Genomic DNA, 13,318 nt, shown 5'->3' with positions numbered 1-13,318 from the left:
ATTTCAGGTAGAGTCTTAGGGCGTGGTGTAAATTCAGCAGGATGGTGAGAGCCATCGGCTTATCCGGTAAGGTAATGGTTACTAAGACATTATCTGAAAAGGAGTCAACCGATGGCTGACAACAGCATGACATTCAGCAATATCCTGATGCAACTCGGCGGTGAGGACTTTCTGCGTGAACTCACTGAATTTATGCTCAACCGCATCATGGAAGCCGATGTCACACAGCGTATTAACGCAAAGCCCCATGAACGCAGTGATGAGCGGGAGACTTACCGCAATGGCTACTGTGACCGTCAGTACAACACCCGGCTCGGTACGCTGGACCTGCGTATCCCGAAGCTGCGTGAAGGCACCTACTTCCCGTCCTTCCTCGAAGCCCGCAGGCTGTCTGAGAAAGCGCTCAATGCGGTTATCCAGGAAGCGTGGATAAACGGCGTCTCCACCCGCAAGGTTGACGCGCTGGTCCAGTCGATGGGAATGACCGGCATCTCCCGCAGCCAGGTGTCGTCCATCTGTCGTGGCATAGATGAGCGCGTACAGGCGTTCCTGCACCGACCACTGGAGGGGGAATGGCCTTACCTGTGGCTGGATGCGACTTACGTGAAAGTGCGCAAGAACAGCCGGGTGGTCAGCGTGGCCGTTATAATCGCCTGCGCGGTTAACCTGGACGGACGCCGGGAAATTATCGGAATGGGCATCGGCGAGTCAGAAGTCAAAGCGTTCTGGCTGGCCTTCCTGCTGAGCCTGAAGGAGCGCGGTCTGGAGGGCGTGAAGATGGTCATCTCCGACTCGCACAGCGGTCTGAAGGCGGCGATACAGCAGGTGTTCTCCGCCAGCTGGCAGCGCTGCCGGGTTCACTTCATGCGCAACGTGCTGAGCCGCGTCAGCAGGGCGAACCAGTCGGTGGTACGTGCGGCACTGCAACAGGTGTTCGTGCAGACCGACGAGAAAAGCGCCCATGCCACCTGGCGTGAGGTTGCCGGTCAACTGGAGAAGAGCAATCCGGCAGTCACGGAGATGATGGACGAGGCCGAAGCAGATGTGCTGGCATACTTCAGCTTCCCTAAAGCGCATCGGGTGAAGATCCACTCCACCAACACACTGGAACGCCTGAACAAAGAGGTGAAGCGGCGTGCTGACGTAGTGGGCATCTTCCCCAATGAAGAGAGCATAACCCGACTTCTGGGGGCCGTGCTGACGGAACAGAACGAGGAATGGCTGCTGCAGAACCGTTATCTGCCACAACATACTATGACGGAGATAGACCAGGCCGCTGAAACTGAAGTAATCGAGGCGCTGCCACTCAGCGCTTAACAGACATATTACCGGACCGGAAGGCCGGATCTGAATTTACACCACCTTGACAGACTCGACCGGATTTCATTTTCCATTTCAAGGCGTTGTATTTGTTTTCTCATTTTCCTGAGTTCCGTCTGCTCAGGCATCAGAGGCAGCCCCGGGGGCGTTTTCCCCTGGCGCTCCATACGTAACGATTTAACCCAGCGAGAGGCTGAGGTTCATCGCTTTAGCCACTTCACCGTGAGTGTAGTTCTGATCAAGGACCAGTTTTGCCGCTTCGGCTTTAAATTCAGCAGTAAATATTTTGCTCATTGGTTCACCTGTAAGATGTTGAGGTGAGCATATCACCTCTACTCAGGTGGCCAAATTCAGTGTGCCACTACAGAATAATTAGGGCAGCCCTTACGCCTGCCGGGGATCACATTTTTCTGCATATCTGACACTTTGGTTCCCACTACTTATTTGGTGGACACCACTTTGTCGAATACATCAGATTATGACCAGACGGTTCGCGCTGTACGCTTACGCCACCACGGCGAGCCCGAAGTGGTGACCATCGATAAAAGTGGCGCCAATACCTTCGCCCTGGCCACGCTCAATGCCGGCAAACCCGCAGAGGAAATCATCACCATCAGGCAAAGCAAGTATCTGAACAATCTGATTGAGCAGGATCACCGGAATATCAAACGCAGAATTCGCCAGATGCTTGGATTTAAATCGTTTCGCCGTGCGCAGACCCTGCTGGCAGGCATTGAGCTGCTCCACATGATATGCGAAGGGCAGTATCAACATCCGGCAGGTGATGGAATGTCACCGGCAGAACAATTTTATCTGCTGGTTGCCTGAAAAACAGTCAGTGCAACTTCCTCCCCCTCTTTGACATTAATGCGACAGAACCCGACAGAGCATTATGGGGGGGGATAGGTATTGATATGGCCATAATCATCTATCCATGAGAGGGCCTTAACTGTGACCTTCTCTTTTGTTTTTATTGGTAAAAAAATCGTTTTTGCTGACAATGGAGCCCAAAGTCCATCATCAGGTATTTGCTTTAGTTCCGTACCATCACTCAGCGTAATATCCAATAATGTTACGTGCAAAGGCGAGTTATTCTGTACTAACAGGCAGCGCTTTCCGCCACAATCAGATAATGAGAAGCTTAATTCTTTTATACTTTCCTCAAGGGTGATTGCTGCCAGCGTAGTAGGCCGCCAGAATAACTTCAACCGAGTACGAAAAGCTATCTGTAGCGCGCCTTTATCCGATTTACCTCCAACCGATGGAGGGACTTCAAGCGAGTTTAGCCAGAATAAAGATTCTCTGTCATCAGGTAATGTATGTTGATCGCCAGTAAACTGTACCCGCACCGCGCGAGATGTTTTTCCTTCAAGCCGAAAAATCGGAGGTAAAATGATAAACGGTGTTATAAGCTCCTCTGGACGATCAAAAATATTGTCTTCTTCAGTCCACAACTGCAATAAAACGGGTTTCAGCCCTTCATTGTATATAGTAAATGATGTATCGCGCATTTTTTCATTAATTATCACTCGTGTGTGACTAATGTACGTTGCCGACATAGCCGATGACGGCAATAAAAGTAAAATCAGGAAGTAGTTCAGAATATATCTTAGGTGTTTCGCCATGCCCTCTCCTCTATTTATATACAAGGGTGAATGTCACTGCACCGCTGACATCGCCAGAAGAAACATTCTTCGCTGTCTGATATAAACCTGCACGCAGTGGCAGAGTATAAGTCGCATTGTCCTGACCCGGATCATAATCCGTCAGGAGATATGCCGTATTAAACGACAGAGGGATATTCTGATCGTTCAACAGTTGAATTCCTACGCCACTCGCCATTGAGGTGCTCGACAGCGCAAAAACACCGTTGGCGTTATCAATGATAGCTGTGGTCGGCGTAAACAAATAGCTGATGCTCGATAACCCTGCCGGACATTTTGAGAACAATAAATTAAAATCCGTTCTCGCAGTGGTGTAACCCACCCCTGTAAATTCAGATCGTGCTGCCGGAGGTAAGTTAACCTTCACGTCGGAAGTCGTACAAGTACCTCCAGTTACGATGTTCACACCACCAAGAGGGTTTTGAGCAATTATGTAAGACCCACCACCTGGAAAATAGGACAATCCATATTTCTGGTAATGGCGCACATAAATGGGGTCGATAGCCGACACCACCGGTCCAGCAGTTAAGGATTTTGTTGTTTTCACTAATCGAACCTGCACATCCAGTCCAATATTCCACGTTGGGTTACTGCTGTCATAGTTGACATTATAAAATGGGCCGGGTGTTTCATAGGTGCCAGGAATCTTTCCCCTTAGGGGGAACCAGTCACTGGTTTGACCTCGGATGGTATAACGCCAGCGGGCGATATACCCCAGGCCCGGTTTATGCGTTGTGTCATAAATTGTATACGTTTGACCATCGACCTGCGTGCTACCCACTGCAACATATGGCGGGTCGGCCTGAGCCGTCATCCCAACAGTGTAACTCTGATACCGCGAGACGTGATTACATGTCCAGGCGGTAGGATTGGATGATGTCATCCAACCGCCCAGTAGATCCCCGACAACCGCATCTTTACCAACAAGTATCGTTGTCGAAGAAAAGTATTGATAAACGCCATTGGTTCTGTTGCAATTTACCCATGTACCGTCCGCCCGCGCGTATCCACACACGCCTACAAATGCCAGAAAAGACCACGCTACGATACGTATAATTTTTTTCATCCTGTACTGCTCCCGTTACTGGCAAACCGCTCTCAGATGAGGCATCTCGTTAGCCGCAGTATTCTGTTTTGCCGGTAGGTGATAATTAAAGGCACACTGCTTATTGCCGTTATCGCTCCACTGCACATGCAGTCGTCCGGATTCATTTTTAACGCGAATGAATCCCTGACCACCCTGCGTGATATAGCCGACTGTATTATTGTTTTCATCCAATATGGCAGATCCAAATGGCAACGCTTCCTCGGCATGACTGATCGCCATAAGCGCAAAATTGCCCACATCTGTTTTATATTTCATTAGTACGATGGCTCCGGCTGTTGGCACACTATTCTGGCTGGTTACTTCCAGAGAAACATCATTCGATAATCCTTTCGGATCGAGCTCAATGGTATTTTGACGATACGGAGTCAGATAAGGCACGGCGGCTTTACCCGTACTGTCCAGTCTCAGGCTATTATTACTAGTGATCCTCGCCCCCTTGGCATCGTCAGCTTCAATAACCGCCATAGTATCGCCCATTATAGGCGTAAGAACGATGCCATTCTGCCAGGCTATCGCCCCACCCGATATATTCATACTGTATTGCTGATAACCGTTGCCAGCCGAGAAACTCCCCCCTATCGTGCTCCAGGGAGAAGTCCAACTCCCACTCACACCGCCGGTATTCAGATCGTTGGTGTCTTTGTAGTGATCGACACTACCAAACGCGTTATAGGTAAACTGTCTGTCTTCACCCAGCGTACCGACGACTGAGTTCTGTACTCCCTGGTGATTACGAACCTGAACATAGGTTGAATTGAGGTACCCTGAACGCGCGTTACCACCCAGAGGCAAGGAAATACCAATCGCAATTTTATTATCCCAGTGACCGGTCTCCAGATCTCGGGTACGGTTTGCATTAATATTCAGCGTGAACCGTTTAAAGGTGTTGCTGTAGCCAATCCGATATTCTGTATCCTGTCCACTTCTGTTCCAGTAATCCTGAGTGCTGCTGCTGAAATTAAAACTGCCCCAGGTATCGGAGATCGTTTGCGCCGCACTGATCTGAATGCGATTCTTACGGTTAATACTGCTACTGTAAAAGCCACTAGTGCTGCGCTGTTGTATATCACGTAACAGCATCGCATCGTTAATATCGTAATAGCCTGAGCTGGAATAGCGATAGCTGGCCAATGTGATGTTGGTATCAGTTACAGGCAAAATTTTTGCAAAAGAAAACCGAATACTCTGCCCTTCACTATCAATATCATCATGTAGTTTTGTACGTGCGTGCGTGATATCTGCTGATATCGCACCAACAGAAGAGTTCAGGGCAACACCGCCAGAAATCGATTGATAGCCCTCCCCTCCTAAAACGCCGGTGTAACCCGTAATCAGGTTGGTAAAACCGTGGCGCAATGTCCCCAGCAGAATTTCGGGTTCTTCGTTCACGCTGGTGTTACGATATCGCCCGGCCATCAGGGTATAGCGACTCGTACCAGGGCGAAGCAGTTCAGCAATCGATGCAAACGTCACGGTGAAGCTGTGTTCACTGCCGTCCGCCTCTTTTACCGTAACCAGTAGATCGCCCCCGGTACCCGTGGGGTAAAGGTCATCAATAACGAATGGGCCCGGTGGAACGGTTGATTCATAAATTAGCCCCCCATGCTGTGTTACCCGCACCAGAGCATTCGTATTCGCGATCCCGTTAATGATTGGCGCAAAACCGCGCTGTGAGTCCGTAAACATCCGTTCATCGGACATCAGCATTACACCATGGAAACCAACGCTATCGAATACCTGACCATCAGTAGAGGATTCCCCCATTATCAGCTTACCTCGCATGGGAACAATGGCTCGCTCAAGGAAGGTATTCGTATTGTCATAATTCCATCCGCGCCCTTCAGTCCAGTTAAAAGAACCGCGATAGCGCAACCGCCAGACATCCCAGTTAACCCCCCCCCGCAATCCTAAGTATTGCGTAGAGAGTGAATCTGAGCCTGACATCTCAGAATGGTAAGCATTGTAATCATATTGCAGCGTGGAGGCAGTAATACCGTCATCCCACAGTTCAGGGCTGACATAGCCCCTGTAATTACGGATTAAATAAGCCTGTGGGGCATGAATATTAAGACGTTGCGTAGAAACATCATAGTCAGCGGCCAGCGCAGTAGAGATATCAGCCATCTTCACACAGGCATCATCCGATTTTAATTCACGTACAATATCAGGTGTCAACCCATCAGGATTAATTCCGATACTAGAAACCAGTTTCGTGTTAAAGCAGGGTTTGGCTATCGCAGACTTCTTCTCATCTTTTTTGAAATAAACTTCCGTACGACCTTTCCATCTATCATTAACATAAAGATCGACCGTGTATTCTCCAGTAGGTACGGGGTTCCCGTGAGAATAGTTGCTAACATCAATCGCTGAGCGTAAAAATTCACTGTTAAAATGTACTTCTTCATTTTCAGCGACGGCTAGCCGAACAAACATGATAAGTAAAATAACGAATAGAATAGTTCGGGGTAATCTCAAAGGACAAGAAACAACGTTATGGGCTACTTTGTAATTTTTGCTCATTTGTTGTTTCTCCACCATAATCATTTATTACATTATAAAATACTGAAGCACCGAGCAGTTGTGTCGATGTTTTTTTTACTAGAGGAAATACCATTTCACTTTTTGGTTTCATCATACGCTGAGGGAAGTTTTCCACAGATGCTAATACAGTTGCCCCTGTTGTTCGACGAATGTCAATCTTACTAAAGGTGATGTGATAGGGTGAATCGTTCACTATTTTTATGCTGTTCGCTTGTTGAAAAATCTTTAATTCTTTATATGACTGCAATGGTGTTCGTTGCAGATTGCTAGGGCGGTAGAAAAGTTTTATTCGAGTACGAAATGCCAACTGCATATGCGTTTTGCCTGATATTGAATCCTGTGTTTTTGGGGGGATTTCCAGCATGTTGAACCAAAACAAGGACTCTCTGTCCTGCGGCAATGAAGGTTTCGTTGCCAATATTCGCACAGCTTGCCCTTTTCCCGGGTCAATACGAACAACGGGAGGAACAATAAGAAACGGAGTCGTGGCATCTCCTGGGTTTGCATTTGAGTTACCATCATCCATCCATATTTGTAAAAGGTAAGGATTATTCCCTAGGTTTCTTAACTGTACCGTTGATTCATTGTATTTTGCATAAAATACAATGCGTGTACCGTTAATAACAACATCAGCCATAGCATTCAGTGAGAACGCCAAAAATGACAGTGCCAACCCTGAAGATATAATATTTAACATCTCATCACCTTATAATCAAGAATAAATGACGGCGCCTTTAGACCCTATCCCAATAGGGTTTTATTCCAGACAATGACTCTGCATGCAAAATGTAGCATCGCCTCGTAATTCTCTGCCTTTTTCTCCTAACGAGTCAGTGCGCGCCGGAAGTGATTCTTCCACCTATGCGATCTTTCAACAACCCAGCGATGAGCCTTGAAATAACTGTTTTTGAGCGCCCCGATTTCCTTTCCTTGACTGGATGTGAGGTTCATACTGCCACGCTTTCAGGCAGTTTTCCAGCCATTCAGCTTAATAGCTTTTGAACATGCATAAATGGAGCCTGTCCCCCGGCCCGCCGGTCTGTAGCCCGTCGAGCATATCTTCAACAAGCTTTGTGTCGTGTGCATTCGGCCCTAACATAGCGAGCGCAAGCCGCAAGCCGCAAGCCGCAAACCGTTAGCATCGATCATCAAGTTGTGCTTTACGCCCTGTTTTCCCTTTTCGGTAGAATTTCGGCTTGTTTTTTTGAGCAAAGTAGCGGTGATTTTGTCATGCAACCATCTATCGATAACCATGACCAGTCAATGGCATCCAGTTTCTCGCAGGCAAGCAGTCCATTCTGCCAGAAGGGCTTGAAAGCGCTGGCGTCGCACAACTCCTTAAAACAACAAAGGGCTGAGCTTGATAAGCAAATACCTGTCGCATTCAGCGAATTCCACTGGCAACAATTTCTTAGTACGAAGAAAAGGCCGTTCATTGCGGCACGAGTATCAACGCGCTTGCGATGCGTACCCAGCAGATGATAGAATTTATGCTCCGGGAGCATATTGAGACAATATATCCCAAAGGTCATCACTACTCTGTCACTTGCTGCCAGCCATACTTCGCCATCGAAAATTAACGGTACCGAGTATACGATAAATCCTATTGGGATCGACTCTTACTCCCGTCTTTATTACTCGTAAACCATCGTAAAATCGACCTGAGTCGTTACTGAACCAGCAGTAGAGGCGCCAGTAGCATAATATTGCGCAAAGTAATTCAGGGTCCCTTTTTTAGAAGATATATCTACAGGAATATCATTCTGGCCATTCGTTATTGAAGTCCCAGCGACAATGGCTTTACGATTGGCATTTAATAATTGAATCTGCACTCCAGTCGCGGCATCTGCCGCTGTTGAATCAATGTTCAGACGACCGGTTGTGCTATCAACATAAGCGCCAGGTTCGAAGTAGGTGCTGGCGGTATTTAAAGATTCTCCTGAGCAGTTACTCAGCGAAATTGTAAACGGCGTAGCCCCTGCCGTTGCGCCTGGTGTGGCAAGCGTAGTAGACGAAACGGTTGGCAGCGTTACCGTTGCATTATTACTGCCATCATTGACAGAAATAGAACAAGTTGTATCAGTAATGTGCCCGTTAATTGTGATAGTTCCATCTACCGCAAATGCAGAAGTAGTAATCATTACTAATGCAAGTAATTTATAACTATGTTTAAACATATCAAAGTCCTTAATGTTATTATATATGTGAATATTAAGTCTAACTCTTTTTTAAAAAATTATGCATCATTGGCAAAATGTCACGCGAAATAACACATATCGCCCCACAAACACAATGAACACTCACACGCAATATTAAAATTCGCTATTTACATGATATTTTTTATTAAATGGCTGGGGATACCTAGTAACCATAACCTGATAACGAAGATTCTTTTGTATTGAGAGGCCATTGAAATAGGCTCTCACTCAATTCCGGCCAGTTTCGCATGTGCTAGGTGAAATAAATTTTAATCCTGACACCTCTAATTCGCGTTCTTGGATATTATTGTTGCTCTGGTCAATTAGGTTGTTTTAATATAAAATCTATCCGTATCGGTTATATTTTAGTTAGGCACATACAGATCCCATCTGCAACCCATTTACCGCTCAGCAGATAGATGATAGAGTACTTTTCGTATCGAAAGCACGATACAAGCATTTCTACCTTGCTTTAATTTTGATGACAGTTTTCTCCATTCGCCAAAACAACCCGTATGCCGATGATGCAGTCGCTACGCAGTATTCAAGCGTGGTATGGTCAAAGGCAATCCGAACCTCACTATTATCGCATGGCGATTGTTCAGGCTCAGGGCAATTTAAATCCCCCAAAACAAATGTTTCTGGCAACACCTTAATGCAGCAGATCCACTCCGCGAACAAAGTTATACGCATCGCTCGGCTGCGTATTCTGTCATGCAACTATATTTCGATCTATTGTTCTACGGAGGCGACGAATATTAGATAAGACAGAAAATTAAAGCAAATCAAAAAAAGCATAATACATCTTATTCATGATTTATCACTGTTGAACGGATCTATAATGGAGTGCGTGCGATGCTTTCACCTGCCCCACGCAGGAAAACAGAGTAATCATCTTTAACAATGAAAGCTGAAATCGCAAAACGAACAAGATCTCACCGCAATATCTACCAACGGACCCAAACTGGTGGGTGTAGTGGCACACTGAATTTGGCCACCTGAGTAGAGGTGATATGCTCACCTCAACATCTTACAGGTGAACCAATGAGCAAAATATTTACTGCTGAATTTAAAGCCGAAGCGGCAAAACTGGTCCTTGATCAGAACTACACTCACGGTGAAGCGGCTAAAGCGATGAACCTCAGCCTCTCGCTGGGTTAAATCGTTACGTATGGAGCGCCAGGGGAAAACGCCCCCGGGGCTGCCTCTGATGCCTGAGCAGACGGAACTCAGGAAAATGAGAAAACAAATACAACGCCTTGAAATGGAAAATGAAATCCTAAAAAAGGCTACCGCGCTCTTGATGTCGGACTCCCTGAAAAGTTCACGATAATCGACAGTCTGAGGGCGCACTACCCGGTAGCGCCATTGTGCCGGCTGTTCGGTGTTCACCGAAGCAGTTATCGTTACATTCGTAAAAATGGCAGGGATTCTGACGCTGAGCGGGCCGTCAAACGGAGTCTCGTCAGTGAAGTCTGGAATGCCAGTGGTGGCTCTGCTGGCGCGGGAAGTATCGCCACGATGGTCAGCGGCCGGGGCGTCAGACTCGGGCGATGGCTTGCAGGTAAGCTGATGAAAGAGCTGGATATCGCCAGTTGTCAGGCCCCGGCGCATAAATACAAACGCGGCGGGAACGAACACGTTGAAATACCTAACCATCTCGACCGGCAGTTCGCGGTAACAGCGCCGGATCAGATCTGGTGCGGCGATGTGACCTATATCTGGACGGGAAAATGCTGGGCTTATCTGGCCGTCGTGCTGGAGCTGTTCGCCCGTAAACCTGTGGGCTGGGCGATGTCGACGTCGCCGGACTCGGCCCTCACGGTCAAAGCGTTGCAGATGGCCTGGGAGCATCGGGGGAAGCCAACAGGAGTGATGTTCCACAGTGACCAGGGCAGTCACTATACCAGCCGCCAGTACCGGCAGGCTCTGTGGCGCTGTCGAATAAAGCAGAGCATGAGTCGACGCGGTAACTGCTGGGATAATGCCCCTATGGAACGGTTCTTCCGGAGCCTGAAGACCGAATGGGTGCCGACGAAGGGCTATAACAGCTTCAAAGAAGCTCAGAGCGCGATAATCCGCTACATCACGGGCTATTACAGTGCCATCCGGCCCCACTGGTATAACGGTGGGTTAACGCCAAATGAATCAGAGCGGCTGTTCCACGAACAGTCAGGTCGTGTGGCCAAAATTAGTTGACCACTACAAATGCGGTGGCCAGTATTAGTTGACCACTACACTGGGTCGCTCTCGCCGCGGTTTTGGCACCAAAATCCATCTGGCGACAGACGGAAGCGGTCTGCCGTTAAACATCGTGCTGAGCCCCGGACAAGCCCATGAAAGCCTGTTCGCACCACGTCTGCTGGACGGTATTGGTGTTCAGCGCCAGAATGGCAGCATGAAGCGACGTGGTCATGCCGTACTGGCCGATAAAGTCTACTCCGGACATGCTTTACGCAATGACTTGAAAAGAAAAGGTATAAAAACCGTCATCCCTCGCAAATCAAATGAGAAAATGGCGTCAGATGGTCGTTCACAGCTCGATCGTGATGCTTACCGTAATCGCAATGTTGTTGAGCGTTGCTTTGGTCGCCTGAAAGAATATCGTCGCATAGCCACACGTTACGAAAAAACGGCGAGGAATTATCTGGCGATGGTTAAACTGGGTTGTATCAGACTGTTTTACAAAAGGTTATGCAATTAAGGGACACAGCCTAGTGTCCGGTTTAGTAAACCACATCACCCGACACCGGGCAGTAACTCCGCACCATTCGGATGTCGCCTGCGTCCCACAGCGGCTCCGCTTTCTCCCGGGGCGTTTCGCCCCTTTACCCTCTTCAGCCTGCCCGCTCCGTGCGCCTGCGGCATTCGCCGTGCCTTCACGCTAACCCGACCGCAAAAAATACAAGGGTACGCTGTCGCCGCCGTCCTCGCCCATCCGCCGTGATTTTTTTTGATGTTCCTCGCCTGTCCTGCCGTCGTTATCCCGCTCAGTTTTCGCAGGATAACCGTGCGGCCAGCCTCCGCGTTTTCCGGCTGACGGCCTGCGGGGGCGCCCTGGTATTTTCCGCTGTTCGTCGAGTTGTTGTGTCGGCACGGCGAAAGCCGTTTCCGTTCACTCTGACAGCGAGGATACCGCGATGAACACTACCACCACCGTGACACAGCCCGCCGTGTGTCGGTACGTACCACAAATACAACTGCGGGAGCATTGCCGGCGCATGGCTTACGCTCACCGATTACGACGACGAGGCCAGTTTTTACGCCGCCTGTCGCGCCCTTCATGCAAACGAACCCGACCCCGAGCTGATGTTCCAGGATATCGAGGGCATCCCCGATGCGTTCGCGTCGGAATGCTCAATTGACTGGTCTTTTGTTGAGGGCTTCAGGGAAGCCAGCGAGGCCGGAAAGGCGGGGGCGTATGTGGTCTGGACAGAGCTGACGGGCCGCACAGACTTTGACGAATTTGACGACGTCTACCTCGGAGAAACCACCTGCGAGGAAGCGTATGCGATGAACTAGGTCGAGGAGCACGGCTTGCTGGACGGGATGCCGGAAGACATGCGCACTATTTTGATTATTCCGCCTACGGGCGCGACCTGTTTCTGAATGACCTGATGCTGGCTGACGGCTACGTGTTTGCCGATTAACCCATAGGGCGGGGCGCAACCCCGGGTTCTGTCGCATTAATGTCAAAGAGGGGGAGGAAGTTGCACTGACTGTTTTTCAGGCAACCAGCAGATAAAATTGTTCTGCCGGTGACATTCCATCACCTGCCGGATGTTGATACTGCCCTTCGCGTATCATGTGGAGCAGCTCAATGCCTGCCAGCAGGGTCTGTGCACGGCGAAACGATTTAAATCCAAGCATCTGGCGAATTCTGCGTTTGATATTCCGGTGATCCTGCTCAATCAGATTGTTCAGATACTTGCTTTGCCTGATGGTGATGATTTCCTCTGCGGGTTTGCCGGCATTGAGCGTGGCCAGGGCGAAGGTATTGGCGCCACTTTTATCGATGGTCACCACTTCGGGCTCGCCGTGGTGGCGGATGGCTTTGCGGAAGTAAGCGCTGCGCTGCTGCTGCATCCCTTCTGGCGGTAAGCAGGAAATCGATGGTCTGTCCCTCGCTGTCGACGGCGCGATACAAATATTTCCACTGGCCTTTGATTCTGATGTAGGTTTCGTCCATGCGCCAGCGGTGCCCCACGGAACGTTTATGCCGGCGAAACGCCTTATCCAGTAACGGCACCAGGCGGATGACCCAGCGATGCAACGTGGAATGGTCAACAACAATCCCGCGCTCATTCATCATCTCCTCCAGATTAAGCAGGCTCAGGGCATAGGCCAGATACCAGCGTACACACTGGGAGATGATATCGACAGGATAATGTAATCGCTGGAAGGCATTTCGGATCAAAGGCATGGTCAGGTAACATCGTAAAAAAATAGCATGTTACCCAACGATCCCTTAATGCGACAGAAGTATT

At 48.9% G+C, this 13,318-nt stretch carries 8 protein-coding genes and 5 pseudogenes; 5 read left to right on the top strand and 8 right to left on the bottom strand.

Annotated elements, in window-relative coordinates; genetic code table 11:
- The first annotated feature begins 111 nt into the window (after positions 1–111).
- Positions 112–1,317: an IS256 family transposase gene (locus MKleb_RS28475; protein ID WP_217077043.1), complete on the top strand. Its 1,206-nt coding sequence runs from the start codon at positions 112–114 to the stop codon at positions 1,315–1,317.
- Positions 1,318–1,497: 180 nt separating this feature from the next.
- Here the strand turns inward: MKleb_RS28475 and MKleb_RS30335 are convergent, their stop codons facing one another.
- Positions 1,498–1,614: a transposase gene (locus tag MKleb_RS30335; protein WP_217077042.1), complete on the bottom strand. Its 117-nt coding sequence runs from the start codon at positions 1,612–1,614 to the stop codon at positions 1,498–1,500.
- A gap of 210 nt (positions 1,615–1,824) precedes the next feature.
- On the opposite strand from MKleb_RS30335, the pseudogene MKleb_RS28465 reads away from it, so the two are divergent.
- Positions 1,825–2,148 (top strand): annotated as a pseudogene (locus tag MKleb_RS28465) (DDE-type integrase/transposase/recombinase); the annotation flags it as partial.
- A gap of 62 nt (positions 2,149–2,210) precedes the next feature.
- Here MKleb_RS28465 and MKleb_RS28460 read toward each other — a convergent pair.
- From MKleb_RS28460 to MKleb_RS28435, 6 genes and pseudogenes are all read right to left on the bottom strand, one after another.
- Positions 2,211–2,945 (bottom strand): fimbrial biogenesis chaperone, encoded by a 735-nt coding sequence (locus MKleb_RS28460; RefSeq protein WP_217077041.1) that lies wholly within the window; start codon positions 2,943–2,945, stop codon positions 2,211–2,213.
- 10 nt (positions 2,946–2,955) lie between these two features.
- Positions 2,956–4,050, bottom strand: coding sequence for a fimbrial protein (locus MKleb_RS28455; protein WP_217077040.1), 1,095 nt, complete (start codon positions 4,048–4,050; stop codon positions 2,956–2,958).
- Positions 4,051–4,065: 15 nt separating this feature from the next.
- Positions 4,066–6,612: a fimbria/pilus outer membrane usher protein gene (locus MKleb_RS28450; protein WP_217077039.1), complete on the bottom strand. Its 2,547-nt coding sequence runs from the start codon at positions 6,610–6,612 to the stop codon at positions 4,066–4,068.
- On the bottom strand, positions 6,584–7,330 hold the full coding sequence (locus tag MKleb_RS28445; RefSeq protein WP_217077038.1) for a fimbrial biogenesis chaperone: 747 nt from the start codon (positions 7,328–7,330) through the stop codon (positions 6,584–6,586). The genes MKleb_RS28450 and MKleb_RS28445 overlap by 29 nt, the downstream gene beginning before the upstream one ends.
- Positions 7,331–7,374: 44 nt before the next feature.
- Positions 7,375–8,151: pseudogene (locus tag MKleb_RS28440) on the bottom strand (IS5 family transposase).
- A gap of 116 nt (positions 8,152–8,267) precedes the next feature.
- On the bottom strand, positions 8,268–8,810 hold the full coding sequence (locus tag MKleb_RS28435) for a fimbrial protein (RefSeq protein ID WP_217077037.1): 543 nt from the start codon (positions 8,808–8,810) through the stop codon (positions 8,268–8,270).
- A 1,065-nt stretch (positions 8,811–9,875) separates the two neighbouring features.
- Here MKleb_RS28435 and MKleb_RS28430 point away from each other — a divergent pair.
- The 3 pseudogenes from MKleb_RS28430 to MKleb_RS28420 all read left to right on the top strand — a co-directional run bounded on the left by MKleb_RS28430 (position 9,876) and on the right by MKleb_RS28420 (position 12,481).
- Positions 9,876–11,030: pseudogene (locus MKleb_RS28430) on the top strand (IS3 family transposase).
- 40 nt (positions 11,031–11,070) lie between these two features.
- Positions 11,071–11,535, top strand: a pseudogene (locus tag MKleb_RS28425) (IS5 family transposase); the annotation flags it as partial.
- A gap of 436 nt (positions 11,536–11,971) precedes the next feature.
- Positions 11,972–12,481: pseudogene (locus MKleb_RS28420) on the top strand (antirestriction protein ArdA).
- 76 nt (positions 12,482–12,557) lie between these two features.
- On the opposite strand, the gene MKleb_RS28415 reads toward MKleb_RS28420, so the two are convergent.
- Positions 12,558–13,254 (bottom strand): IS6 family transposase gene (locus MKleb_RS28415; RefSeq protein WP_217077036.1). Its coding sequence is split into 2 segments (ribosomal slippage): positions 12,558–12,896 and positions 12,898–13,254, totalling 696 coding nucleotides; the frame shifts between segments, so codons are not numbered across the junction.
- Between the last annotated feature and the right edge of the window lie 64 nt (positions 13,255–13,318).

Source organism: Klebsiella sp. PL-2018 (assembly GCF_019048985.1).
GTDB lineage: Bacteria > Pseudomonadota > Gammaproteobacteria > Enterobacterales > Enterobacteriaceae > Klebsiella > Klebsiella michiganensis.
This window is presented reverse-complemented; position numbering and strand designations above follow the sequence as displayed.